This window comes from Nonomuraea polychroma (genome assembly GCF_004011505.1).
Classification (GTDB): Bacteria; Actinomycetota; Actinomycetes; order Streptosporangiales; family Streptosporangiaceae; genus Nonomuraea; species Nonomuraea polychroma.
The window spans coordinates 385408-409933 of sequence record NZ_SAUN01000001.1; the positions used below are offsets into that span (position 1 = coordinate 385408).

Consider the following 24526-nt stretch of genomic DNA (forward strand, 5'->3'; position numbering starts at 1 on the left):
CCCCATGTTGCCGTATTCGGCAGGTAACCGACCGTCATCGATGACAGTTGGAGTCCCAACTTTGCGATGACGAAAATTATCGGAGAAACCCTGTAACGCGGATGTAAGGGGTGCCGATTCTCCGGTAGAGGTCGTCGATGTGTGTACCCCCGAGCACATATCGGCGACCTCTTCCAATGCCCGCCTCCTGAGCTGGCGGTCCGCGGCTCTCGTTGATCGGCTCAAGGCTTGCGGTGGTCTGTCCACGATGGCGGGCAGTTCTTGAGGTGTGTGGGCAAGTGGTCAGCTCGGATCGCCGCGGAGTGGTCGTGGTGCCGGGCGGCGGTTTCTCCTAGATTGTGGCGTCTTATCCCAGTTTGAGGCCCTTCTGAGGAGACCTAGTGATCAGCATCGGCAAGCTCCTTCCGTCCGATCGGAACGCGTGGGAAAGCCTGTTCCGCGCGTACATCGACTTCTATGAGCGGAGCGAGCCCGATGAGATGTATGAGCGGGCATGGGCGGAGTTCCAGGCGGACACGCGACTGCATGCCTTCGGGGCGAGGATGGACGGCAGGCTCGTCGGGATCACGCATTTCCTGACCCATGGCAACACGTCGGCGCCCGACATTGACGTCTGCTACCTGCAGGATCTGTTCACCGTGCCGGACGTGCGCGGGAGGGGCGTGGCACGTGCGTTGATCGAAGCCGTGACCGGGTGGGCGCGGGAGGGCGGCTGCTCGCGCGTGTACTGGAACACGCATGAGTCGAACAGCACGGCCCGCCGCCTGTACGACAAGGTGGCCGAGAACCGGGGCTTCATCAGATATCAGATCGAACTGCCTCTGTAGGGTCGTTCGCGCACGGAAGGGTGCGTGGCGGCGTGGTGTGCCGATGGCCGTCGCATGCGGGCGGTTTGAGGGGTAGTCGTCGGCGGAGCGCCCTTCGAACAGCCGGCTAAGGGCGGCAAAAGGCGGCTCCAGGCAGGCAAAGCGGGGTGGCGGCGTCCAATGGATTTCCGAATCCAGGTAGCGTTCGCACTATGGCATCGCCAACTGGAACCACGGACGCACCCTTCGGCCGCATGCTGACCGCCATGGTCACGCCGTTCACCGCTGATGGTGAGGTCGATTACGTCGCTGTGCGCCGGCTGGCCACCTACCTGGTGGATGAGCAGCACAACGACGGCTTGATCGTGAACGGGACGACCGGTGAGTCGCCCACCACCTCCGACGAGGAGAAGCAGCGCATCGTCAGCGCCGTCCTCGAGGTGGTCGGCGATCGCGCGACCGTGGTGGCCGGCGCTGGCACAAATGACACTCGCCACAGCGTCGAGCTCGCGAAGCAGGCGGCGCGTGCCGGGGCTCACGGATTGCTCGTGGTGACGCCGTACTACAACAAGCCTCCGCAGGAGGGGTTGTACCGGCACTTCTCCGCCGTTGCTGACGCGACCGATCTTCCCGTGATGCTGTATGACATTCCGGGGCGCAGTGGCGTACCGATCAAGACGGAGACCCTGATCAGGCTCGCGCAACACGAGCGTATTGTGGCAGTGAAGGACGCCAAGGGCGATCTGTTCGCCGGCGGCCAGGTGATGTCGGCCACGGATCTCGCCTTCTACTCCGGCGACGACCTGCTCAATCTCGCCTGGCTCTCGCTCGGCGCGGCCGGGTTCGTCAGCGTCGTCGGGCACGTGGTGGGGGCTGAGCTGGCACGCATGATTCGCCTGCACAAGAACGGCGACGTCGCTCAGGCCCTCGCGATCCACAGCCAGGTGTCCCCGGTGGTAGACGGGATCATGCTGCGCGCCGGAGGCGCGATCATGGCGAAGGCGGCGCTGAGCATGGTCGGCGTGCCGGTCGGTCCGGTACGGCTGCCGCTCGTGGACGCCACAGAGAAGCAAATCGCCGAGCTGCGTGCTTGCCTGGTAGCCGGCGGGGTGAAGTTGACAGACGCATAGGAACGGGGAGGAACCGGGAGTTTTGAGCACACGATTTGACCATGGGGGCCAAGCATGAGCCACCCGCATCCTGAGCTTGGCCCTCCGCCGCCGCTGCCTGATGGCGGCCTGCGCATCGTCGCGCTCGGCGGATTGGGGGAGATCGGCAGAAACATGGCCGTCTTCGAATACGACGGCCGCTTGCTGATCGTCGACTGCGGGGTGTTGTTCCCCGACCCCGAACAGCCGGGCGTCGATCTCATCCTGCCCGACTTCGAGTACATCAGGGACCGGCTCGACGACGTCGAGGCCGTGGTGCTGACGCACGCCCACGAGGACCACATCGGGGCGGTGCCGTATCTGCTGCGCTTGCGGCGCGACATCCCGCTCGTGGGATCCAGGCTCACGCTGGCCCTGATCGAGGCCAAGCTGACCGAGCACCGGATCCAGCCGACCAAACGCGAGGTCGTCGAGGGCGAACGGCACGCCTTCGGACCTTTCGACTGCGAGTTCCTCGCGGTCAACCACTCCATCCCCGACGCGCTGGCCGTGGCGATCAGAACGCCGGCGGGCATCGTCCTGCACACCGGCGACTTCCGCATGGACCAGTTGCCGAGCGACGGGCGCCTCACCGACCTCGGCGGCTTCGCCAGGCTCGGCACCGAGGGCGTCGACCTGCTGATGTCCGACTCCACCAACGCCGAGGTGCCGGGGTTCGTCACCAGCGAGCGGGAGATCGCGCCGGTCATCGACGAGGTGATCCGCACCTCCGAGCAGCGGGTCATCGTGGCCAGCTTCGCCTCGCACGTACACCGCATCCAGCAGGTCATGGACGCCGCCGCCAAGCACAGCCGCAAGGTCGCGCTCGTCGGCCGGTCCATGGTGCGCAACATGGGCGTGGCCCGCGACCTCGGCTACCTCAAGGTGCCGCCGGGTCTGATCGTCGACTCGCGCGACATCGAGGAGTGGCCGCCGCAGGACGTGGTGCTGATCTGCACCGGCTCTCAGGGCGAGCCGATGGCGGCGCTGTCGAGGATGGCCAACCGCGATCACCCGATCCGCATCGCCCAGGGTGACACCGTGCTGATGGCCTCGTCGCTGGTGCCCGGCAACGAGACCGCAGTCAACAAGGTGATCAACGGGCTGACCAGGTGGGGCGCCCGCGTGGTCCACAAGGGCAACGCAAAGGTGCACGTTTCCGGTCACGCGGCTGCGGGCGAGCTCCTTTACGTCCTCAACCTGACCCGCCCGTCCAACTTCATGCCCGTGCACGGCGAGTGGCGGCACCTGCGCGCCCACGCCAAGCTGGCCGCCCTCACCGGCGTCCCGGACGATCACATCGTGATCGCCGAGGACGGGGTCGTGGTGGATCTGGTCGACGGCCGGGCGAAGATCGTCGGTGCGGTGCACGCGGGGTACGTCTACGTGGACGGCACCTCCGTGGGAGAGATCACCGACACCTCGCTGAAGGATCGCAGGATCCTCGGCGACGAGGGGTTCATCTCCGTCGTGGTCGTGGTCGACTCCAACACGGGCAAGCTGACCGCGGGGCCCGAGATACACGCGCGTGGGTCCGGCATCGACCCTCTGCAGTTCGAGCAGTTCATTCCGCAGATCCAGCGGGCCCTCGAGGAGAAGGCCGCGGACGGTGTGATCGACATGCAGGAGATCCGCCGGGTGGTGCGGCGCACGGTCGGGCGCTGGGTGAGCGACACGTATCGCCGCCGGCCGATGATCATCCCTGTGGTGCTCGAGGTCTGAGGACCCTGACTTCCTGATGGTGCGGCAGGCGTTTCCGTCTGCCGCGCCAGTGGGAAGCCCTCCACCAACGGAATGGATGTTCTGGTGATGGATGTCCGGCTTTTCTAGCTGCGGTGGGGACTGGCTCTTTGGCGGGCAGCGGGGGGAATTTTCGGTTACCGGGTCTAGTGGCCGCATTTCAGGCATCTCTCCGGCGTAGTAGCCAGGTCGCGGTCAACAGGGGAAGCGCCGCGTAGGCGATCAGGACCGCGGCGGCGGCGGCCGGCGACAGGAGCGAGCCGTACACCGAGGAGGCGTTGCCGTCGCCGGTGATCTGGCGGGGGAGCGCTCCGATCATGATCGAGCCGAGACGCTCGCTCCAGGGCTCCGGGATGTTGCCGATGATGATGGGGATCACATAGACGAGCCCCGTCATGATCGCGATGGCGGCGGCCGTGGAGCGGAGCAGGGCGCCCAGACCGAGGCCGAGCAGCGCGAACACCGGGACTGTGAGGCTGATGGCGGTCAGCGCTGGGAGTCGGTCCAGGAACGCTGTGGCGTACGCGCCCGAAAAACGGTCGCCCAGGATCCATCGCGAGACGGCGTACGTCCCGAAGACTGTCGCCGGACCGACGATCAGCCCCAAGGCGCCGATAACGGTAGCTTTCGCGGTGAGCAGGGGCCGGCGTCGGGGGACGACGGTCAGGCTCGTTCTGATCAATCCGGTGACGTATTCGGACGTTATGGCAAGCGTGCCGAGGATGCCCATGCACAACTGGGGCACGATCACCACGACCTCTTCCAGGTCGGCGATCCGGGCGCTGGGCCGCTTGTCCGGGGGAGCGCTGTCATACATGCCGGCGGCCATTACCGCGAGTGCAAGGCCCAGGAGAATGGCGCCGAGGCTGAGGCCGATGATCAAGTAGGTTGAGCGGACTGAGCGGACCTTCAGCCATTCCGCAGTGAGGACGCTCATGCGGGTGTCCGTTCCGCGGTAGGAAAGGTCGTGTGTCCTGCAGCAGGTGGGCCGGCGGCGGCCCGGTCGATCGCATGGGCGCGGGCTGCGTTGTGGGGCTTGCGACGGCGAAGGGAGCGGGGGCTGTCGTTGACGGGCATGGTCAAGCGTCTCTCCGATTGAGCAGGTAGTAGCCGGTGGCGAGGGTGACGATCGGGTAAGCGATCAGGACGGTGAATGCGGCCCCTGGAGGCAGGAATCCGTCGCCGAGGCGGGTGGACAGGCGTTCGTCCGCCATCTGCGGCACGAGGTTGGGCAGGAGCAGCGTCGCCACGCGGGTGTTCCACGGCGGCGGGAGGTAGTTGACGACGCCGGGCAGGACGAACAGCAGCGCCACGACCGACACGATCGCCGCCGCCGTTGACCGGATGGCGGCGCCGAGGCCGAGGCCCACCAGCGCCAGAGCGGTCACCGACAAGCCCGACGCGAGCAGCTTGGGCAGGTCGTCGGCAAACGAGGTGTCGTTGAAGCCCAGGTGGCGGCCATTCGCGATCAGGCGGCTCGCCGAGTAGGTGACCAGAAGGATGGCGTTCGCGGCCGCGAACGTGGTCAGGCCTATGACGCCGGCCTTGGCCAGGAGTAATGTGCCGCGCTTCGGGACGCTGATGAGGCTGGTGCGGATCATGCCGGTGGCGTATTCGTTCGTGATCGCGAGCACTCCGAGAACCGCCAGGCTGATCTGGACCAGCGGGAGAAAACCCTCCTCCGGCGCCGCTGCCCGAATCGATCCCCGCTCATCGGCGAGGCCGCTCACGTATAGGGTCCACGCGACGCCAAGGACCGCCATGAGGGTCGCCGCGCCGATTGCGTGGTAGGTCGAGGTCACCGAGCGGAGTTTCAGCCACTCCGAAGAAAAGACTGCTTTCATCGTGACGCCGCTCCGTATTCGACGCTCTGGGCGGTCAGTGCGATGTAGGCGTCTTCGAGTGATGAAAAGCGCGCGGTCAACTCGGCGACGGTGGCCTCGGCGATGAGCTTGCCGCGGCCGATGATGACGATGCGCTCGGCGGTGAGTGCCATCTCGCTCATCAAGTGGCTGGAGAGGAGGATCGTGCGGCCCTCGGCGGCGAGGGAACGCATGAGGTCGCGGATCCACCGCACGCCGTCGGGGTCCAGCCCGTTGACGGGCTCGTCGAACATGAGCACGCCAGGGTCGCCGAGTAACGTGGCGGCGATGCCGAGCCGTTGCTTCATGCCAAGCGAAAAGCCGCCAACGCGTTTGCGTGCCACGCCTGAGAGGCCGACTTGCTCCAGCACCGCGGCCACGCGCGTGGCGCTGATGTCGTTGGTGCGGGCCAGGCAGAGCAGGTGGTTGTAGGCGCTGCGGCCACCGTGGACGGCGCCGGCGTCCAGCAGCGCGCCGACCTCGTGCATCGGTCTGCTGAGCGATGTGTAGCGGCGGCCGTTGACCAGTGCCTGGCCGGAGGTCGGGGCGTCGAGGCCCAGGATCAGGCGCATCGTGGTGGACTTGCCTGCGCCGTTGGGGCCGAGGAAGCCGGTGACGTGGCCGGGCTCGACCGTGAAGGACAGGTCGTCCACGGCGAGCGTGTCGCGGTAGCGCTTGGTGAGGTGATGGAGTTCGATCACGGCGTCAAGCATGCGGTGCGGCGGGCCGAGGGCGCGTCGGACCAGGGTTCGAACTTCAAGGTCAGACCGTGGGTTGACGAGCGGAGGCCATGCCAGCGGCTACGGTTCAACGCGTGGACGAGACCCACCCCTTCTTCGCCAGGCGCCTGAGCCGCGGCCAGCTGATCCTGCTCGATCTGGTGGCGGGACTGGTGACCGCCTTCGTGTTCTTCACATCGACGGCCAACGCGACGGCGCTGCCGCCCTGGATGAGGATTGCCCTTCCCTTCGCCCTGGGGTTACCGCTGGCTGCGCGGAGGCTGTGGCCGCTGTCGGTCTTCTTCCTCACGTTGGTGCTCGCGATCTTCGCCGGGCTGATCGGTGCCGTCGGGTTCCCGTACTTCGCACCTGCGTATGCCCTCTACGTGGTTGCTCTGACCAACCGTGCCGGCACCTTGCTTCCTGTATCCGCCATAGGGACGTTGAGCCTGCTCACCATCGTGGGGCTCGCCGTGGCAGGCGCGCCGCGGCAGCACGCACCGGAGTGGCTCCTGAACCTCGATCAGCCGCTCATGGGCATCGCGGCGATGGGCAGCGCTTGGACAATCGGGCGGGCTGTGCACGAACGGAGGGGGTTTGCTGCGCGTGACGCCGAGCGGCTGGCGGCCCAGGCGGTGACGGATGAGCGGTTACGCATCGCACGGGAGCTTCACGACGTCGTCACCCACAGCGTCGGTTTGATCGCGGTCAAGGCGGGCGTGGCCAACCACGTGATGGCGACCAGGCCGGAGGAGGCGCACGATGCACTGCGGGTGATCGAGACCGCCAGCAGGAGCGCGTTGGTCGAAATGCGGCATCTGCTGGGCGTGCTGAGGTCTGCTGAGGTGCCTGATCTGGGGCCGGCGCCGGGACTTGGGGGGTTGGAGGGCTTGGTGCAGCGGACCCGCTTGGCAGGGGTGGAGGTGCAGTTCGAGCTCCGGATGGAAGAGCGCGACGGTGGCCGGGTCGCGGGTGGAAGGGGAGTGGAGGGGCGTGGCGGCGGTCGGGCTGGGGATGGCGTGGGGGTGGGAGTGCGTGACGGTGGCCGGATCGCGGATGGCGTGGGAGTGGAGGGGCGTGGCGGCGGTCGGGCTGGAGATGGACAAGGCGCGGGAGATGCCCACGCCCGCGCGGGTCATGTCTACGACGGAGGCGGGGCGCCGGGGTCCGAGGTAAGACGGGTCCGGTTGCCTGAGGGGGTGGAGCTGGCGGTTTATCGGATTGTCCAGGAGGCGCTGACCAATGTCGTCAAGCACGCCTCGCCTGCTCGCTGCCGGGTGTCCGTTGTCGCTGATGGGAGGGACGTGCGGATCGAAGTGATCGATGACGGGCCGGGGCGGCGTACGTTGCCGGCGGAGGAAGGGGATGGGCATGGGCTGATCGGGATGCGGGAGCGGGTCACGGTGTACGGCGGGACGTTCGAGGCCGGACGGCTCCCTGGACGTGGGTTCCGGGTCTTGGCCACGTTGCCCTACGGGGAGGGTGCGTGATCCGGGTGGTCATCGCCGACGATCAGGCGTTGCTCCGAGGGAGTTTCAGGGTGCTGGTGGACTCCGAGCCCGGTCTGACCGTGGTGGGCGAGGCCGCCACTGGCGTGGAGGCGGTGTCCGTTGCGATGGAGCAGCGTCCTGATGTGGTGCTCATGGACGTGCGCATGCCGGAGATGGATGGGATCGAGGCGACTCGGCGCATCAAGGACGTCTCCCGGGTTCTCGTAGTGACCATGTTCGACCTGGACGCGTATGTCTACGATGCGTTGCGGGCCGGGGCCAGTGGCTTCTTGCTGAAGGACACGCCGCCGGCTGATCTGCTGGCGGCCATTCGGGTGGTCGCGGGCGGGGAGGCGTTGCTGGCGCCTACGGTGACGCGCAGGCTGATCGAGCAGTTCGCGCGTACTCCTGCTGTGCCGCGGGTCAAAGGGCTGGATGGGGTGACCGAGCGGGAGCGGGAGGTGTTGACGTTGATCGCGCGGGGGTTGTCCAATCATGAGATCGCCGATCATCTTCAGGTCGGCATGGCCACAGTGAAGACGCATATCACCCGGTTGCTGGCCAAGCTGGAGGCGCGGGATCGGGCGCAACTCGTCATTGCCGCATATGAGAGCGGGTTGGTTTCCGCTGCCAGGTAAGGCGGTGGGAGCGGGCTTCCCAGTGCTGCCGCCGTTGATCACTCGAGGGCTTGCCGGGTGTCGCGGTGGATAAATTCCTTCTGTGAGTGACGTACGGATCGTGTATCGCAAGTACGGCGGGGCGTTGCATTGGAATCATCCAGCTCGGCTTCTTGGTGAGGACGAGCATGGGGTTTGGGCGGTTGTGCCCAGGGGGACCTTGGCTCGGAAGGGGGAGGCCCCGCCTATCACTTGGGAGGCGACTGCGGTCATGTTGTTTCCCCGAGATGCCTGGTGGACGGCGGCGTTCTACTTGCAGCCGCATTGGATGGACATTTACGTCGATGTCACTACCGTTCCCGAGTGGAGCGACGGCGAAGTGACCATGCTCGATCTCGACCTCGATGTCATTCGGACGCCGGATGGGCGGCTATTTGTCGATGACGAGGACGAGTTCGCCGAGCATCAGATGTTGCTCGGGTATCCGCCTGAGTTGATCACGCAGGCGGAGGGGAGTGCGCGGTGGTTGCTTGATGCGGTGGGGGAGCGGAAGGAGCCGTTCGGGGGAGTGCATCTGGAGTGGCTCGCGATGGTGACCTAGGCCGCGCGGGCTCGATGAGTGAGTGGAACCATATCCCCACTGGGGGTGGTTTTCCTCTCCCGGACAAGATGGTCCGGACCGGGGCATGTGGTCTTGTCCTAGTCGGTGATATGCGTGGGGCGGAGGAGAAAATCACACCCGGCCCCGTTGGTGGTGCCGCTGGTGCTCGGCGACGGCATTGCGGGCGTGCGGCGCTGGACGAACGAGCGCGTCAACTCGGCGGCTCCGCGTGACGCAATCGAGGCCATGCGGCGCGCGATCTGCAGGACCGGCGGGTCGAGGCCATGCGGCGCGCGATCTTCAGGATCGGCGGGTCGAGGCCATGCGGCGCGCGATCTTCAGGATCGGCGGGTCGGGCCCATGCTGCGCTAACTGCACGACCGGCGGCTCCACGGCGATCGCTCTCGATCGCTTGCTGGGGGCAGAGCGCGTGTAGGAGTTGTTGAGCCCCGCGTTCGTGGCGGGGCTCAAGGCGGGGCGGTTCCCAGTACGCCCGCGCTACGTGGCCTGGCGGAGGGCCTCCTTGAGGGCGGTCAGGCGTTCTCGGGAGGCGAGACCCGCGTGGTACAGGTGGAATTCCGTCGCGCCCGCCTTCGCGTACGTCCTGAGGTGGTCGGCCAGGACCGCGGGGTCGGCGGGGCGGGGAGGGAGGGCCAGGACGTAGGCGCCTACTCGCTGGCCCGCCTGGGACAGCTCAGTCAGACGGGTGAGACGGGCGGCATCCGTGGCCGGGTCGCCCCAGCAATTGGCCACCAGCACGTCTGCTCCCTGCTCGCCTGCGGGGAGTGCGGCGAAGGCGCCGGCTGCCCACGGGTCCGGGTTGGCGTGCAGAGTGATCGGGACGTTCGGGGCGGTCCTCCTGGATACGGCGATCAGACGTTCCCGGAGGGAGGTGGACAGGCCGACGCGGATGGTGCGGACCTCGTCCGCCAACGGGCCGAGGGCCTCCTCGACGGTGGTGGGGTGGAGGGCTGATGCGCTTCCCGGGCCGGTGCCCGAGCCGGTGCCCGTGCCTGTGTCGGTGGTGGTCCCGGTCCCGGTCCGGGTCCCGGTCCCCGTGTGGGGCGCTGGGGTGTGGTCTATCGCCGCGCGGACGCGGGCCATCGTGGGTTCGGGGTAGCGGGGGGCGCAGGCTGCGCAGAAGCACAGAGACAGGAGGTCCGCGTCCACGGAGGTCCAGTCGGCTCCGGAGGTCTTCTCATGGACGCTTTGGTGGCCGAACCCCAGCGGTCCACAGGCTTCCAGGATCAGGCCGTCCGGCTCGCCGACGGTCAGGATCTCCTGGACGAGACGGTCGCAGTACTCGATGACGTCCTCGTGGGCCGGGCACAGTGCGTACGGGTACGGGTCGCCGAAGGCGTTGCGTACGACCAGGTCCGGGTTGGCGGTGCCCAGGTGGGAGTTGTGGGTGAGGACGGTCCAGGCGTGGACTTGGAGGCCAACGGCCTTCAGAGCGTCCCTGGCCTGGAGGTAGGCGTCGGCGGGGGTCCACGCGGGGGTGGCCGGGACGAGGCGGCCCCAGGCGGACGGGCGTACCGGGAGGTAGAAGGCCGGATAGGGCACGTCCAGGACGCGATGGGCCGGATGGTACGGGGTGGCGGCACGGGTGGAGTGGTAACTAGCGGCCAGGGCGACCGCGTCCACACCCAGCGCGGCCAGCCGCTCGGGGGCGGAAGGGTCGCCGACGACGTCCCAGGGGTAGACGTAGGCGATGTTCATTGGAGCGGTCTCCTGCTGGTGGATGGGCGAGGCGTGGCGGTCGTCGGAAAGGGCTCAGGGGGAAGGATCAGGGTTCGGCGGTGTTCAGCGGAGGGATGACGCCGAAGGCCGGCCGGGCGTGTGGACGTCCGCCATTGGGGATGAGCGGCGGCCGGGTCCGTGGACGTTGGCGAATGTGGGGATGAGCGGCGGCCGGGTCCGTGGACGTTGGCGAATGTGGGGATGAGCGGCGGCCGGGTCCGTGGACGTTGGCGAATGTGGGGATGAGCGGCGGCCAGGTCCGTGGACGTTGGCGGGCCGGCTTGGTGGGTGGACGTGGCCGGGCGGCCCAGCGCGTGGACGTCCTCGAATGGGGATGTGGGACGCGGTCACGCATGGTCACCAGCGCGCCCTCTTCGCCGTGAAGCCGGGTTCGAAGCGCTGCATGTACGTCGTGTCGTCGCGCGCCACGACCCCGCACGTCTGGTACTGCTCGTGCATGCGGGCCAGCGCGTCCCGGTCGAGCTCGACGCCCAGGCCGGGACCGGCGGGGACGGGGACGGCGCCGTCGGTGAAGCGGAGGCTGCCCGGCACGACCACGTCTTGCCCGTCCTGCCACGGGGTGTGGGTGTCGCAGGCGAAGGTGAGGTTCGGGGTGGCGGCGGCCAGGTGGGTCATGGCGGCCAGGCTGATCCCGAGGTGGGAGTTGGAGTGCATGGACAGCGACAGCCCGAACGTGTCGCAGAGAGCGGCGACGTGGGAGGAACGTACGAGGCCGCCCCAGTAGTGGTGGTCCAGGAGGAGGACGCCGATCGCGCGGGAGGCGATGGCCGGCGGCAGGTGCTCGGGCGTGACCACGCACATGTTCGTGGCGAGGGGCATGGGGACGGCGGCGGCGACCTCGGACATGCCGGGAATGCCGGGGGTGGGGTCCTCCAGGTACTGGAGGGTTCCTTCGAGTTCGCGGCCGACGCGGATCGAGGTCTCGACGGACCAGGCGGCGTTGGGGTCCAGGCGGAGCGGCACGCCGGGGAACGCCTCGTGCAGGGCCTTGATCGCGGCGATCTCCTGATCGGGCGGGAAGACACCGCCCTTGAGCTTGATCGACTTGAAGCCGTACTCCTTGACCAGGAGCGCGGCCTGCTCGACAACGCCCGCCTCGTCCAGCGCCGCGCCGAACCTGTCCGGCTCCTCGCCCGGGTGGCCGGCCCACTTGTAGAAGAGGTACGCGCTGTACGGCACCGCGTCCCTGACCCGGCCGCCGAGCAGGTCGACGACCGGCACGCCGGCCGCCTTGCCGCGAATGTCCAGGCAGGCCACCTCGAAGGCGGCGAAGACCCGGTCCACGCTCTTCTCCTTGGTGGCGGCGCCGGTCAGGCCGTGCAGGTCGGTCACCACGTCGCCGACGATCGCCCCGATCCTGGCGTACATCGTGTTCACGGCGTGCACGTCGAGCCCGACCAAGGCCTGCGCGCACTCGCGTACCTTGCCGAGGTGCTCGAGATCGCCGTACGTCTCACCGAGGCCGGTCAGGCCCTCGTCCGTGACGACCTCGACAATGGTACGGAGGGCCCACGGCTCGTGGACCCCGGCGGCGTTCAGAAGGGGTGGATCCCGGAAGGCAACGGGTGTGACGCGGATCTCCCTGATGATCATACGACCGCCGTCCATATATGTGAACAAGAGCCAGATTTGTGGACAAGTTGCCAAAACTGTAAGAATCAGGCTGAAGAAGTGTCAAGACTCCGAAGGGCCATTCGATGATCTACGGACACGACCCCAGGACCGGCGAGACCGTGGGCGCCGCCCTGCAAGAGACCGACAGCGCCGGGGTCGACATGATCGTTTCCGCCGCGGCCGCGGCGGGCCAGGCCTGGCGGTCGACGCCCGCGGCCGAGCGCGCGCTCGCGCTCGAGGCGGTCGCCGACGCCCTGGCCGCGCACGTGGACGAGCTGTGGCAGCTCGCCGACGAGGAGACCGCGCTCGGCGAGGTACGCCTGCGCGGCGAGGTGGCCCGCACGGCCGGGCAGTTCAGGCTCTTCGCCCAGGTCCTCAGGGACGGTGCGTACGTCGAGGCCATCATCGACCACGCCGACCCGTCGCTCACCCCGCCCCGTCCCGACGTGCGGCGCATGAAGCACCCGCTGCCCGGCGTCGTCGCCGTGTTCTCTGCCAGCAACTTCCCGTTCGCGTTCTCCGTGGCCGGCGGCGACACCGCCTCCGCGCTGGCCGCGGGCTGCCCGGTGGTCGTCAAGGCGCATCCCGGGCATCCGAACACCTCCGAGCGGGTGGCGAAGATCGTGCGGAACGCGCTGCCGTACCCGGACCTGCTGGGGCTCGTGCAGGGCATGCAGGCGGGCATCGACCTGGTGAAGCACCCTTCGGTGGTCGCTGCCGGGTTCACCGGTTCCGTGGCCGGCGGGAAGGCGATCCAGAAGCTGATCGACGAGCGCGAGGTGCCGATCCCGTTCTTCGGCGAGCTGGGCAGCGTCAACCCTGTGGTCGTGTTGCCGTCGGCGCCGGTGGAGGGGGTGGCCACCGGCTTCGCGGGGTCGCTGACGTTGGGGGTCGGGCAGTTCTGCACGAACCCCGGGCTCATGTTCGTGCCCGAGAGCGACGAGCTGCGCAAGGCCTTGGTGCAGGCCGTCGAGGGGACCAGCGGCGGCCCCATGCTGGCCGAGCGGATCAGGGACGGATACCTGGGCGGGGTGGAGCGGCTCGGTGAGCTGCAGCTGCTGGCCGAGGGCAAGCCGGGTGAGGGCAGCTGGGCGGTCACGCCGAAGGTGTTCGCCACGGATCTGGACACGTTCGCCGGGAAGTTGCCGGAGATCGGCGAGGAGTGCTTCGGGCCCGCCTCGATCGTGGTGACATACCGGGAAATTTCCGATCTGGGTCCCGTGATCGAGCGGCTCGACGGCTCCCTGACGGCCACCATCCACGGCACCGAGCTCGACGAGGCCGGCGACCTCGTGGACGTGCTCAGGAGGAAGGCCGGCCGGCTCATCTGGAACGGCTGGCCGACCGGTGTGGCCGTGTGCTGGGCGATGCAGCACGGCGGCCCCTGGCCTGCCGCCACCACGACGGCCACGTCCGTCGGCACCACGGCCATCGACCGGTGGCTGGCGCCGACCGCGTACCAGGACTGGCCGGAGGGACTGCTGCCGGACGAGCTGAAGGACGACAATCCGCTCTCCATTCCGCGACGCGTCGACGGGCGACTCGTCCAGGGGAGCTGAGCCGGAGGCGGCCGCAGGGCCGCCCCCGTGGGCATGTGTCACGCCCCGGCGATCTCCATTCCCGTGGCGATGATCTGCTCCAGTGCCGCGAGGTGCTCGGGCGCCGGATCGACCAGCGGCGCCCGCACACCCCCGACGTCCAGCCCGCGCAGCCGCACCCCCGCCTTCACCAGCGAGACCGCATAACCGGGCACGAGGTCCCGCAGCTCCACCAGCGGCAGGTAGAACCCGGTCAGCAGCCGCTGCACCAGCACCTCGTCCCCGCCGGTCACGGCCTTGTGGAAGGTGAGCGCGATCTCGGGCGCGAACGCGAACACCGCGCTCGAATACAGGCTCACGCCGATCCCCCGGTACGCGGGCACGGTGAACTCGGCGGTCGGCAGCCCGTTGAAGAAGGTGAACTCCTTGCCGGTGGACTGCCGTACGGTCAGGATGATGCGCTGCAGCAGGTCGAAGTCCCCGAGCCCGTCCTTGAAGCCCACGACGTTGGGCAGCTGGGCCAGCGACACCACCGCCTCGGGCGTGAAGCGCGCGGTGCCCCGCTGATAGATGATGATCGGCAGCCCGACGGACTCGGCCACCTCCCGCACGTACCGCACCAGCCCGGAGGCAGGACCGGTGACCAGGTAGGGAGGCATCAGCAAGAGCCCGTCGGCGCCCTGAGCGGCAGCGGCGCGGGCGATCGCCTTGGCGGTGGGCAACGCGCCGCCGGCCCCGGCGAAGACGGGGACGCGGCCCTCGGTGGCGGCGACGGCCGTCGCCACCGCCCGGCTGTATTCACCGAGATCGAGGGCGTTGAACTCACCGGTGCCGCACGCGGTGAACACTCCTCCGGCTCCGGCCGCGACCCCGTCGGCGACGTGCCGGGCGAGCACCGGTTCGGCCAGCTCCCCATCGGCCCCGAAGGGGGTCACCGGAAAGAAGAGAACACCATCTAGCCGCATCAACAGTCCTTTCTAGCGGATGCCCTCCCTGCGCAGAGTGGCAGCCAGCTTGCGGGTGTGTTTGATCACCGCTTCGGTGATCCGCTCGACGTCGGCGGGCGGTAGCCCGGCGGGCATCGAGCAGCTGATCGCGTCCGTGGCCGGGATGCGGTAGTCGACCGCCACGGCCACGCAGGCGACGCCGGGCGTGCCCTGCTCGCGTTCGTAGGACCAGCCCCGGGTGCGGACCTGGTCCAGCTCGTCGGTGAGTTTGGCCAGGTCCGTGATCGTGTGCTCGGTGAGTGCGGTCAGCGGCTCGGGCAGCAGCGCCACGACCTCGTCGTCGGTGAGCTGGGCGAGCAGCACCTGGCCGAGCGCCGTGACGTGGGCGGGCAGCCGCCGGCCCACCCTGGGGATCACGTGCGCGGCCTCGCGCGACTCCCGCGTCGCCAGGTAGAGCACGTGCGCGCCGTCCCTGCGGGCGAAGTGCACGGTACGCCCGATCTCGTCCCGCAGGTCCTCCAGCATCTCCTGCGCGAACGGCAGCGCGGGATCCTTGTCCAGGTACGCGGTGCCGGTCAGCAACGCGTGCGGCCCGATCCCGAACGCGGACCTGCCGGAGTCGGTCTCGACCCAGTTGAGCTCGACCAGCGTGCGCATGAGGGCGTGCAGGCTGCTGCGCGGGAACCCGGTGCGCTGCTGGAGCTCCGACAGCGTCAAGGTGTCGTGCGACTCGGCCAGGACTTCCAGGATGCGTACCGTCCGCTCGGCGGACTTGACCAGCTGGGGCTCCATGCTTATCCCATCTCGTGCCCTGCGGCTTCAAAGATCCAGGATATGGGATAGCGTCCAGATACATGGACGCTTAACCCTTGACCGCGCCACTTGTCAGACCGCGCATGAACTGCCGCTGGAACGCCAGGAACGCGATGATCGACGGCAGCAGCGCCAGCAGCGAGGCCGCGAGCAGCACGCCGATCCCGACCTCCTCGTCCGAGCGGAGCGAGCGCAGCGCGATGGGCAGCGTCCACATGTCCGACTGGGGCGCGACGATCAACGGGAGCAGGTACTGGTCCCAGATCATCGTGAACCCGAAGACGCCGATCACGCCGAGCGCGGGACGGCACAGCGGCACGATGATCGTGGCGAAGATCCGCAGCTCGCCGGCGCCGTCGATGCGCGCGGCCTCCTCCAGCTCGACCGGCACCTCCTTCATGAACTCGGTCATGACCAGGATCGAGAAGCCCCAGGCCCCGACCGGGAGGATCATCCCGGCGTACGTGCCGATGAGGTTGGCGTGGAACACCGGCATGTCGGCCAGGACGAGTGACAGGGGGATCGCGATGATCTCCTCGGGGAGCATCATCGTGGCGAGCATCAGCAACATCACGAACGTCATGCCGCGGAACTTCTTGCGGGCCAGCGAGTACGCCGCGAAGACGCTCACCAGCATCTGCAGCAGCAGCCCGAAGCCCACGACGATGAACGAGTTGAGCAGGTAGAGGTAGACGTTCTTGTCCTTGGCCTGGACGAAATTCTCCAGCGTGAACTCGTCCGGCCACAACGAGAACGACGTCGGGTCGAGGGTCTTGCTGAACGCGCTCATCAGCAACCCGACCAGAGGCCCGGTGAAAACAATCACCATGAGGCCATAAACGATGACCTTTCCGGTGATGGCCACAGGTCCCCTGCGCGACTCCCATCCCAGAGCGCTGTCGAACCTCATGCCGCCTGCCTCCTGCGCAACAACTGCACGACCACGGTGAGCGTCAGCGTGGCCAGGAACAACACGATCCCGCCCGCCGAGGCGACGCCCAGCTCGTTCGACTGGAACCCGAGCTTGTAGATCAAGGTCATCAGCACCTCGGACGACCCGTTCGGGCCGCCGTTCGTCAACACGTACACCTCGACGAACACCCGCAGCCCGCGGATCGCGGCCAGCGTGAACAGGATCCAGAACACCGGCCGCAGCGCCGGCAGCGTGATGTGCCGCAGCCGCCGCCACGTCGAGGCGCCGTCCACGGCCGCCGCCTCGTAGAGCGTGCGGTCCACGCCGACCAGCCCGGCGAGGAAGATCATCATGTCGTACGGGGTGCCGCGCCAGATGCTCATCAGCATGATCGACCAGAGTGAGGAGTTCTCGCTGGCCAGCCACGGCTGTGGATCGATGCCCACCCAGCCGATGATCGTGTTGAGCATGCCGCTGTCGGCCGGGTGGAACATGATCCGCCACACCTCGGCCACGGCCGCCATCGTGGTCACCACGGGCAGGAACGCCGCGGTCCTGACGAACCACAGATACCTGGCCGGGCCCTCGATGAGCAGCGCGAACCCCAGCCCGAGCACGATCGAGCCGACCGTGGTGCCGAGCGCCAGCACGATGCTGTGCCAGATCGCGGCGCCGAACGCGTCGTCGGTGAGGATCGTCTTGTAGTTGTCCCAGCCCACCCACGTGTCAGTGATGTAGTGGACCTCGTGGAAGCTCTTCCACAGGCCCAGGCCCATCGGGATGAACTTGAAGTACAGGAACAGCAGCAACGCCGGCGCCAGGAACAGCCAGGCGATCAGCGGCCCCCGCCACCGCACCATTTTGGTGCGGTGGCGCGGGGGCGCCGTCCGAGCCCCGGCCCGGGTGAGGGTCGACGTCATGATGCTTTCTGGCTCTGCAGTTCCTGGGTGAGCTTGGTGTTGAGCCCGTCCATCGCCGTCTTCACGTCGGCCGTGCAGTCAGCCCAGACCGTGTTGATGGCGTCGGCGGAGGTCTGGCGGATGGGCGCCCAGTTCGGCACAGGTGGGGCGTACACCGCGAATTCGTACGATTCCTGGAACACCTTCCAGCGCGGGTCCTGCCGCTCGGCGGCCATGTCCACGGTGGTGTTGACCGGCAGGCGGACGATGGCGCCGTTGGCGTCCTTGTTCATGCCGATCTTCTGGCCTTCGGGGGAGATCGCGTACTCGGCGAATTTCTTCTGGGCGTCCTCCATTGACGAGCCGACCATCATGTAGACGTTCTCGCCCTCGCCGAGGGTGCCGGGGCCGCCCGCCGGGCCCTTGGGCACGGGCAGGACCTCGATCTTGTCGGTGCCGACGCTCTTGACGAAACGGGCCAGCACGTACGGGCCGACCAGGTAGATGCCGCCCTGGCCCTTCTCGAACACCTCGTGCGTGACGGTCGTGTCGTTGCTGACCGCGCCGGGGTTGACGGTCTTGGACTTGCAGAACTGGTCCTGCAGGTACTGGACGGCCTCGACGAACTTGGGGTCGTTGGCGGTGGCCGTGTACTTGCCCGGGCCGGCGGCCTTGAGGAAGTCGGCGCCGTTGGCGTAGATCAGCGAGGAGGCGTACCAGGAGGCGTAGCCGCGCTTGGTGCCGGCCGGGATGACGAAGCCGGCGGTGTCAGCCTGGCCGTTGCCGTCGGGGTCCTTCTGGGTGAAGGCGGTGGCCAGCTTGGCCAGGTCCTCCCAGGTAGCCGGCGGCTGCATGCCCACCTTCTCACGCCAGTCCTTGCGGACGATCAGCGCGAACGCCTGTGCCGAGAAGGGGGCGGCGTAGATCTTGCCGTCGCTGCCGGTGGCAGCCGACCAAGCCCGGTCCGACAGCTTGTCGCCGCCGGCCAGCGAGGCCTTGTCGACCTCTCTTAACCAACCCTGCGACTGCATGTTGCCGAGTTGGGCGGTGTCGTTGATGACGATGTCGGGAAGTTGCTTCTGCGCCGCCTGCTGGTTGAGTTTGGTCTCGAAATCGTCGAAGAGGGCCACGACTTTCGTCTTGACACCGCTGGCCTGCGTGAACGCGTCAGCGAGCTTCTTCGCCGTCTTGGCGGAGTCCGAATCGGGCGCCTGCCTGATCCAGATCTCCAATGTGTCGTCTGAACCTGATGATCCCCCGGAACCGCAGCCTGTCAGCGTTACGGCCAGGGACGCGATGATCGCGGCCCCGAGCAAACGACGTGACATCAGACCGCCTCCCGTTCACATACGTGGACATGAGTCCGGTTTTTGAACTCGTGGGTGTGAACGTAACTACACGCATGCATCACGGTCAATATTCAAGGATGTGAATTTCGGTCAGAATCGTGTACACCATAGATGCATGCGCATTCTCATGACCGGTGCCGCTGGGAAAGTCGGCACGCTGCTCCGCCCGCGGCTCGCCCGCGAGGGCCGCATCCTGCGGCTTTCCGACCTCCACCCGGTCGAGACCGGCCCGGGCGAGGAATGGGTGACGGCCGACCTCGCCGACCCGGCCGCCATGGCCGAGGCGATGAAGGGCGTGGACGCGGTGCTCCACCTGGGCGGCCAGAGCCGGGAGCATCCCTGGGAGGACATCGTGCACGCCAACATCAACGGCATGCACGTGCTGCTGGAGGCGGCGCGCGAGGAGGGCGTCCAGCATCTCGTGCTCATGGGCAGCCATCACGCGGCCGGCTTCCACACCCGGCCGGCCGGCGGCGAGGACCTGCCTGACTACGCCTTCCCGCGGCCCGACACCTACTACGGGGTCAGCAAGGTCGTCATGGAGGCGCTGGGCAGCCTCTACCACGATCGGTTCGGGATGGACATCACCGTCGTCCGGCTCGGGACCTGCAACGAGGGGTCGCTCGACACGCGCGGGCTGGCCACCTGGATCTCGCCCGACGACCTGGCCCGTCTCGTCGAGGCCGCGCTGGTCGCGCCCGGTTACCACGTCGTCTGGGGGGTCTCGGACAACGCGCGGCGGTGGTGGTCGCTGGAGGAGGCCAAATCCATCGGGTACGTCTCGCGGGACGACTCGGAGTCGTACGCGGCGGCGCTGATCGCCGAACACGGCGAGCCGGATCTGACGGACCCGATCCACGATCGCGCCGGCGGCGTCTTCACGCTCAAGGAGCTGGGCGGATCCTGGTAACCGCCGCCCGCCGCCCGCCGCCCGCCGCCCGCCGCCCACCGTGCGCGCCGGCCGGCCGTTTGGCCGCCCGTGTGCGATGGCCCGCTGTCCAAGTGCCCCGGCGGCTCACTTCGGAGCACCTGGGTCGAGCGTGGCGGTGTAGGAACGGAGGTGCGCGGGGCGACGGTGCGGGGTCACATCCGGTGCCGTAGCAACCGGTTGCAGAAACCTTGACGGCACGACCGGCAAACGTCAAGGTTTATTCTGGCAACCGTTTGCAAGGGAGGACGGCGATGGCGGCGACGATCAAAGACGTGGCGCGCGCCTGCGGCGTCCACGTGTCCACCGTGTCCCGCACCTTCTCCGCGCCGCACCTGGTCAATCCTGCCACCAGGAGTCGCGTGATGGCCGCCGCGGACGACCTCGGCTACCGCCCCAACCGGGCGGCCAGGGCGCTCACGACGGGACGCACGTTCAACATGGGCCTCATTGTGGCGGACATCGCCAACCCGTTCTTCCCGCCGCTCATCAAGGCCGCCCAGTCGCAGGCCCGAGGCCGCGATTACCACGTGTTCGTGGCCGACACCGACGAGGACCCGCGGGTGGAGGAGGAGCTGATCAGGACGTTCACCAAGCAGGTGGACGGCGTCCTGCTGTGCAGCCCCCGCCTGTCCAACCGGATGATCGAGCGCCTGGCCGAGGACGTGCCGTTCGTGGTGATCAACCGCCGGATCAAGGGCATGCCCGCGGTGCTCATGAACGTCGCACAGGGCGCCAAGCTCGCCCTGGAGCACCTGACCGGGCTCGGCCACCGCAGGATCGCCCTCGTATCGGGCCCGATCGGCTCGTGGACCAGCAACGAGATGCAGGGCGTCGCCGCCGAGGCGCCGGGACTCGACCTCGTCTTCTTCGGCCCCAACCAGCCCACGGAGGCCGGCGGTCTGGCCGTGGCCGCGGACGTGGCGGCCTGCGGGGCGACCGCCGTGCTGGCGTACAACGATCTCGTCGCGATTGGCCTGATCGAGGGGCTGGCCGCGATGGAGATCGGGGTACCAGACCAGATAAGTGTCATCGGGTTCGACGACATCCTCCCGGGCCGGCTCAACCGGCCCAAGCTGACCACGGTGGCCATGCCTGCCGTGGCGGCCGGCAGGATGGCCGTCGACCTGCTGCTGCAGTCGGGGGGCGAGGGCGCGACCGTGACCCTCGACACCGCCCTCATCGTCCGCGAGTCCACGGGAAGGGCCCAAAAATGATCTTCGGAACGCTGCCGTCGGGGGAGCAGGTCGAGCAGGTGGAGCTGTCGTCAGGACGGCTGCGTGCCGAGGTGCTCACCTTGGGAGCCATCGTGCGCTCGCTGGAGGTGTCGGGCCGCAACGTCGTGCTCGGTCTTGACTCGGTCGAGGACTACCTGACCCGCAGCCGCTACTTCGGCGCGGTCGTCGGCAGGTACGGCAACCGCATCGCGAACGGCCGCTTCACCCTCGACGGCGTCGAACACCGGCTCCCGATCAACAACGGCATCAACAGCCTGCACGGCGGCACCGAAGGCTTCGACCGCAAGGTGTGGACCGTTCAGGGCCGCTCCGGCGACTCGGTGACGCTCACGCTGACCAGCCCCGACGGCGACCAGGGATACCCGGGCACGCTGACCGCGCAGGTCACGTACACGCTGGCGGACGACGCGCTGCGCATCGACTACGCGATGGAGACCGACGCGCCGACCGTGGTCAACCTGACCAACCACTCCTACTTCAACCTGGCAGGCAGCGGCGACGTGCGCGAGCACGTGGTGCGGATCGAGGCCGAGCACTACCTGCCGGTGGACGAGCACAAGATCCCCACCGGGGAGCTCGCGCCGGTCAAGGGCACGCCGTTCGACTTCACCGAGCCGCACGCCGTAGCCGAGCGCTACGACGGCGCCTACGACCACTGCTTCGTCCTCGACGGCGGCATGCAGGTCAGGGCCGGCGGCCTGACCATGGAGGTCACGACCACCGAGCCGGGCGTGCAGTTCTACACAGGCAGCATGCTCGACGGCGTCGCCACGCCGTACGGGCCGTTCGCGGGGTTGTGCCTGGAGACGCAGCACTACCCCGACTCGCCCAACCAGCCGCACTTCCCCTCGACCGTGCTGCGGCCGGGCGAGCGCCGCACCTCCACCACGACCTACAGGTTCACGTCCTGACCTGCCGCAGCGGGGCGGCCTTGATCACCAGCAGGGCGACGTCGTCCTGCGACGGCTCGGCGGCGAACGTCTCGACCGCGTGCCGCACCCGTTCGGCCACCGCGTGGGCGCTCAGCCCCGTGCACCCGGACAGCAGCGTCACCAGCCCGTCGCCGTCGTCGAGCAGGCGGTCGCCGTCGCGCCGCTCGGTCACCCCGTCGGTGACGCACAGCAGCACCTCCTCGGGCGCCAGCTCGAACGTCTCGACGTAGAACCTGGCGTCCGCCTCGATGCCCAGGAGCAACTGCGGCGTCGCCACCGCCTGGACCGTGCCATCCGCCCGAAGCAGCAGAGGCGGCGGATGGCCGGCCGAGGCGACCGTACACAGCGCGCCGCCGTGGGGGAGCGGGGTCAGCTCGCCGCACAGCAGGCTGAGGAACCTGCCGTCCTCACCCTCCTCCAGCAGCGCCTGGTTGAGCCGGTCGAGGATCTCGGCCACCGTGTAGTGCTCCTTGGCCAGCAGGCGCACGGCGTGCCTGGCCAGCCCGGTGACCGCCGCCGCCTCGGGCCCGCTGCCGCACACGTCGCCGAGCGCGAAGCACCAGTGGTCGGCCACCGTGAACAGGTCGTAGAAGTCGCCGCCCACGTCCGCGCCCTCCTCGGCCGGCTCGTAGACGACCGCCGACTCCAGGCCCGGCATGGGCGCCACCCGCATGGGCAGCAGGCTGCGCTGCAGCACCCGTGACGTGGTGGCCTGTCTGGCGTACAACATGGCCGTGTGCAGGTTGAGGGCCACCAACCGGCACAGGTCCGCCAGCAGGTCGGCCAGCTCCAGCGGCAGGGTGGGCTCGGTGCGGCCGATCACCAGCGCGCCGTGCGACCTGCCCTGGGTGAGCAGCGGGAACGACAACACGGTTTCCGGGCCGATCGGCCAGCTCACCTCGTTGAGCGAGGTACGCGGGATGGCCGGCAACAACGTGCGCAGGTCGGCGTTGTGCCGCTCCTCGCTGTGCCAGACGTGGGCGAGCCTGGTCATCCCCGCCAGGTCGGTCAGGTAGACCGCCGCCCAGGTGGCGATCTTGGGTACGACGAGCTGCGCCGTCAACGCCGCGATCAGCTCCTCGTCGTGCACCCCCGCGAGCAGCTCGCCCGCCTCGGCCAGGAACGACAGCCGCCCCCGATGCGCCCGGTCCTCCTCCGCCAGCCGCTCCCGCTGCACCGGCACGGCCACCTGGTCGGCGATGTGCTGCAGGCTGACCGTCAGCTCCTGGTCGAAGCGCCCCGGCTGCGCGGCCGTCACCACGATGTAGCCGGTCACCTCCCCGGACACCAGCAGCGGCGCGCACGCCAGCGACCTGGCCCGCAGCTGCTCGGCCAGCTCGACGTCCTCGGCCAGCAGGTCGTCGATCATCGTGGGCGCCTTGCGGTCCGCGCCGAACACGCCGGTGGCCAGCACCCCCACCAGCCCCGCCGTCGCGCCGGCGCCCGCCGCCACGCCGAACCTGTCGCCACCGTCGGCCGAGAGCAGCACGTACGCGGCGTCGCCGCCGCTGGACACCTGGACGATCTGCGCGATCGTGTCGAGCAGCTCGGCAAACGGCATGTCCTGGTCGAGCAGGTCCTTGATCCGCCGCCCCGCCTCCCTGCGCATCGGCGCGGGCGGCGGCGTCAGGACATAGCGGTGGTCGGCGGCCACCACCATCCAGATCGCCGACCGCTGACCCCGGTTCCGCAGGTGCGAGACGTAGACGGGCACCAGCCTGCCGTCGCGATGCCGCATGCGGGCCTCGCCCCGCCAACGGCCCAGGCCGAGCGTGTCGGCGAGCGTCAGCGCGTACGGGGCGTGGCCGCGCCAGGCGACCAGCTTCTCCAGCGGCCCGCCGACGACCTGCTCGGCCGGCCACCCGAGCAGCTTCTCCGCCTCCGAGTTCCACGATTCGACGACCCCGTCGCGGTCGCAGACGATGACGCCGACATGCAGGGACTCGACGGGCGGGGCGATGGGGAGCGCGGCGGGCAGGCCCTCCTGGCGGTCGAAGCCGTCGCCGAGCTCCATGCGCACCCAGACCCGCTTGGCGGTCCTGGTGTACGTGACGCCCCAGGCGTCGGCCAGCATGCCCGCGAGCGCCAGCCCGCGCCCAGAGGTGCGCATCGTGTCGACCGGCATGGTGGTGTCCGCCTCCTCGATGGTCCTCGTCGGATGGTGGTCGTCGACCTCGATCTCCAGCTTCGCCGGGGTGGCCTCCACGTCCAGCCGGCAGGTGAGCTCGATGCCGGTGCCCGCGTGCACCACGGCGTTGGTGACGAGTTCGCTGGTCAGCAGCACGGCATCCTCCGCCATATGGCCCAGCCGCCATTCACCGAGCACCTGGCGGACGAACTTGCGTGCGTGTGCTGGGGCATGGGGGGTCCCGTCGAAGGCCGTGCTCGACACCCGGGTCGTGTCCACTCTGCGTCCTAGAACATCACTCGATGTGGCAGTTCGGTCACACTCAGAGTGGCAGACTGATGGCGTTGATACCCCCGGGTCAGCCGATTCCCTCCGGAAGGAGGGCCTGAGGTGCCGCGCCCCCGACATTTCAGGCCCTGTGCCGGCCGGCCCGAGCCGCCAGTTTGGGAGGTGTGTCCAGTGGTTCTGTTCGACGCGGGACAG

At 68.5% G+C, this 24526-nt stretch carries 20 protein-coding genes and 1 pseudogene; 10 read left to right on the top strand and 11 right to left on the bottom strand.

The window, feature by feature from the left end; translation table 11 throughout:
* The first annotated feature begins 380 nt into the window (after positions 1-380).
* From EDD27_RS01730 to EDD27_RS01740, 3 genes are all read left to right on the top strand, one after another.
* Complete coding sequence (locus EDD27_RS01730; protein ID WP_127930745.1) at positions 381-827, top strand: GNAT family N-acetyltransferase; 447 nt, start codon at positions 381-383, stop codon at positions 825-827.
* 191 nt (positions 828-1018) lie between these two features.
* Positions 1019-1936, top strand: a complete 918-nt coding sequence (gene dapA / locus EDD27_RS01735) for a 4-hydroxy-tetrahydrodipicolinate synthase (RefSeq protein ID WP_127930746.1) — start codon at positions 1019-1021, stop codon at positions 1934-1936.
* A 54-nt stretch (positions 1937-1990) separates the two neighbouring features.
* Positions 1991-3676, top strand: a complete 1686-nt coding sequence (locus EDD27_RS01740; RefSeq protein WP_127930747.1) for a ribonuclease J — start codon at positions 1991-1993, stop codon at positions 3674-3676.
* Between the two features lie 178 nt (positions 3677-3854).
* Here EDD27_RS01740 and EDD27_RS01745 read toward each other — a convergent pair whose 3' ends face one another.
* The 3 genes and pseudogenes from EDD27_RS01745 to EDD27_RS01755 form a co-directional block, all read right to left on the bottom strand.
* Positions 3855-4631 (bottom strand): ABC transporter permease subunit, encoded by a 777-nt coding sequence (locus tag EDD27_RS01745; protein ID WP_127930748.1) that lies wholly within the window; start codon positions 4629-4631, stop codon positions 3855-3857.
* Between the two features lie 142 nt (positions 4632-4773).
* Positions 4774-5538, bottom strand: coding sequence for an ABC transporter permease (locus tag EDD27_RS01750; RefSeq protein ID WP_127930749.1), 765 nt, complete (start codon positions 5536-5538; stop codon positions 4774-4776).
* Positions 5539-5615: 77 nt separating this feature from the next.
* Positions 5616-6257: pseudogene (locus EDD27_RS01755) on the bottom strand (ABC transporter ATP-binding protein); the annotation flags it as partial.
* A 113-nt stretch (positions 6258-6370) separates the two neighbouring features.
* Here EDD27_RS01755 and EDD27_RS57600 point away from each other — a divergent pair.
* The 3 genes from EDD27_RS57600 to EDD27_RS01775 all read left to right on the top strand — a co-directional run bounded on the left by EDD27_RS57600 (position 6371) and on the right by EDD27_RS01775 (position 8983).
* Positions 6371-7765: a sensor histidine kinase gene (locus tag EDD27_RS57600; RefSeq protein WP_206641195.1), complete on the top strand. Its 1395-nt coding sequence runs from the start codon at positions 6371-6373 to the stop codon at positions 7763-7765.
* Entirely contained in the window at positions 7762-8403 is a 642-nt protein-coding gene (locus tag EDD27_RS01770) for a response regulator (protein WP_127930751.1), read from the top strand. Before EDD27_RS57600 ends, EDD27_RS01770 begins: the two co-directional genes overlap by 4 nt.
* A gap of 100 nt (positions 8404-8503) precedes the next feature.
* Positions 8504-8983: a DUF402 domain-containing protein gene (locus EDD27_RS01775; RefSeq protein WP_479680939.1), complete on the top strand. Its 480-nt coding sequence runs from the start codon at positions 8504-8506 to the stop codon at positions 8981-8983.
* Between the two features lie 498 nt (positions 8984-9481).
* Here EDD27_RS01775 and EDD27_RS53850 read toward each other — a convergent pair whose 3' ends face one another.
* The gene (locus EDD27_RS53850) at positions 9482-10702 is read right to left on the bottom strand and encodes a hypothetical protein (RefSeq protein ID WP_164903432.1); all 1221 of its coding nucleotides are present in this window, start codon (positions 10700-10702) and stop codon (positions 9482-9484) included.
* A 378-nt stretch (positions 10703-11080) separates the two neighbouring features.
* Positions 11081-12337 (bottom strand): glucarate dehydratase family protein, encoded by a 1257-nt coding sequence (locus EDD27_RS01795; protein WP_127930755.1) that lies wholly within the window; start codon positions 12335-12337, stop codon positions 11081-11083.
* A 104-nt stretch (positions 12338-12441) separates the two neighbouring features.
* On the opposite strand from EDD27_RS01795, the gene EDD27_RS01800 reads away from it, so the two are divergent.
* Complete coding sequence (locus EDD27_RS01800; protein WP_127930756.1) at positions 12442-13917, top strand: aldehyde dehydrogenase (NADP(+)); 1476 nt, start codon at positions 12442-12444, stop codon at positions 13915-13917.
* A 38-nt stretch (positions 13918-13955) separates the two neighbouring features.
* On the opposite strand, the gene EDD27_RS01805 is transcribed toward EDD27_RS01800, so the two are convergent.
* The 5 genes from EDD27_RS01805 to EDD27_RS01825 form a co-directional block, all read right to left on the bottom strand.
* Positions 13956-14861 carry a 5-dehydro-4-deoxyglucarate dehydratase gene (locus EDD27_RS01805; protein WP_127930757.1) on the bottom strand — a complete coding sequence of 302 codons (906 nt, stop codon included), beginning with the start codon at positions 14859-14861 and terminating at the stop codon, positions 13956-13958.
* Between the two features lie 12 nt (positions 14862-14873).
* Positions 14874-15635, bottom strand: coding sequence for an IclR family transcriptional regulator (locus EDD27_RS01810; RefSeq protein ID WP_127930758.1), 762 nt, complete (start codon positions 15633-15635; stop codon positions 14874-14876).
* Between the two features lie 70 nt (positions 15636-15705).
* Complete coding sequence (locus tag EDD27_RS01815) at positions 15706-16566, bottom strand: carbohydrate ABC transporter permease (protein WP_127930759.1); 861 nt, start codon at positions 16564-16566, stop codon at positions 15706-15708.
* Entirely contained in the window at positions 16563-17489 is a 927-nt protein-coding gene (locus EDD27_RS01820) for a carbohydrate ABC transporter permease (protein WP_127930760.1), read from the bottom strand. Before EDD27_RS01820 ends, EDD27_RS01815 begins: the two co-directional genes overlap by 4 nt.
* Entirely contained in the window at positions 17486-18700 is a 1215-nt protein-coding gene (locus EDD27_RS01825; RefSeq protein WP_241563812.1) for an ABC transporter substrate-binding protein, read from the bottom strand. Before EDD27_RS01825 ends, EDD27_RS01820 begins: the two co-directional genes overlap by 4 nt.
* A gap of 232 nt (positions 18701-18932) precedes the next feature.
* Between EDD27_RS01825 and EDD27_RS01830 the strand changes: the two genes are divergently transcribed.
* The 3 genes from EDD27_RS01830 (at position 18933) to EDD27_RS01840 (ending at position 21894) form a co-directional block, all read left to right on the top strand.
* Complete coding sequence (locus tag EDD27_RS01830; RefSeq protein ID WP_164903433.1) at positions 18933-19727, top strand: NAD-dependent epimerase/dehydratase family protein; 795 nt, start codon at positions 18933-18935, stop codon at positions 19725-19727.
* A gap of 272 nt (positions 19728-19999) precedes the next feature.
* A complete protein-coding gene (locus tag EDD27_RS01835; RefSeq protein WP_127930762.1) occupies positions 20000-20962 on the top strand; it encodes a LacI family DNA-binding transcriptional regulator in 963 nt (320 codons plus the stop codon).
* Positions 20959-21894 (top strand): aldose epimerase family protein, encoded by a 936-nt coding sequence (locus EDD27_RS01840; protein WP_127930763.1) that lies wholly within the window; start codon positions 20959-20961, stop codon positions 21892-21894. The genes EDD27_RS01835 and EDD27_RS01840 overlap by 4 nt, the downstream gene beginning before the upstream one ends.
* Here EDD27_RS01840 and EDD27_RS01845 read toward each other — a convergent pair.
* Positions 21884-24322, bottom strand: a complete 2439-nt coding sequence (locus EDD27_RS01845) for a SpoIIE family protein phosphatase (protein WP_164903434.1) — start codon at positions 24320-24322, stop codon at positions 21884-21886. The genes EDD27_RS01840 and EDD27_RS01845 overlap by 11 nt on opposite strands.
* Positions 24323-24526: the final 204 nt, after the last annotated feature.

Coding starts and splice junctions, on each gene's coding strand:
- EDD27_RS01795 (WP_127930755.1), bottom strand. CDS start 12,337: ATGATCATCAGGGAGATCCGCGTCACACCCGTTGCCTTCCGGGATCCA.
- EDD27_RS01805 (WP_127930757.1), bottom strand. CDS start 14,861: ATGCGGCTAGATGGTGTTCTCTTCTTTCCGGTGACCCCCTTCGGGGCC.
- EDD27_RS53850 (WP_164903432.1), bottom strand. CDS start 10,702: ATGAACATCGCCTACGTCTACCCCTGGGACGTCGTCGGCGACCCTTCC.
- EDD27_RS01835 (WP_127930762.1), top strand. CDS start 20,000: ATGGCGGCGACGATCAAAGACGTGGCGCGCGCCTGCGGCGTCCACGTG.
- EDD27_RS01740 (WP_127930747.1), top strand. CDS start 1,991: ATGAGCCACCCGCATCCTGAGCTTGGCCCTCCGCCGCCGCTGCCTGAT.
- EDD27_RS01830 (WP_164903433.1), top strand. CDS start 18,933: ATGCGCATTCTCATGACCGGTGCCGCTGGGAAAGTCGGCACGCTGCTC.
- EDD27_RS01820 (WP_127930760.1), bottom strand. CDS start 17,489: ATGACGTCGACCCTCACCCGGGCCGGGGCTCGGACGGCGCCCCCGCGC.
- EDD27_RS01800 (WP_127930756.1), top strand. CDS start 12,442: ATGATCTACGGACACGACCCCAGGACCGGCGAGACCGTGGGCGCCGCC.
- EDD27_RS01815 (WP_127930759.1), bottom strand. CDS start 16,566: ATGAGGTTCGACAGCGCTCTGGGATGGGAGTCGCGCAGGGGACCTGTG.
- EDD27_RS01840 (WP_127930763.1), top strand. CDS start 20,959: ATGATCTTCGGAACGCTGCCGTCGGGGGAGCAGGTCGAGCAGGTGGAG.
- EDD27_RS01750 (WP_127930749.1), bottom strand. CDS start 5,538: ATGAAAGCAGTCTTTTCTTCGGAGTGGCTGAAACTCCGCTCGGTGACC.
- EDD27_RS01745 (WP_127930748.1), bottom strand. CDS start 4,631: ATGAGCGTCCTCACTGCGGAATGGCTGAAGGTCCGCTCAGTCCGCTCA.
- dapA (WP_127930746.1), top strand. CDS start 1,019: ATGGCATCGCCAACTGGAACCACGGACGCACCCTTCGGCCGCATGCTG.
- EDD27_RS01810 (WP_127930758.1), bottom strand. CDS start 15,635: ATGGAGCCCCAGCTGGTCAAGTCCGCCGAGCGGACGGTACGCATCCTG.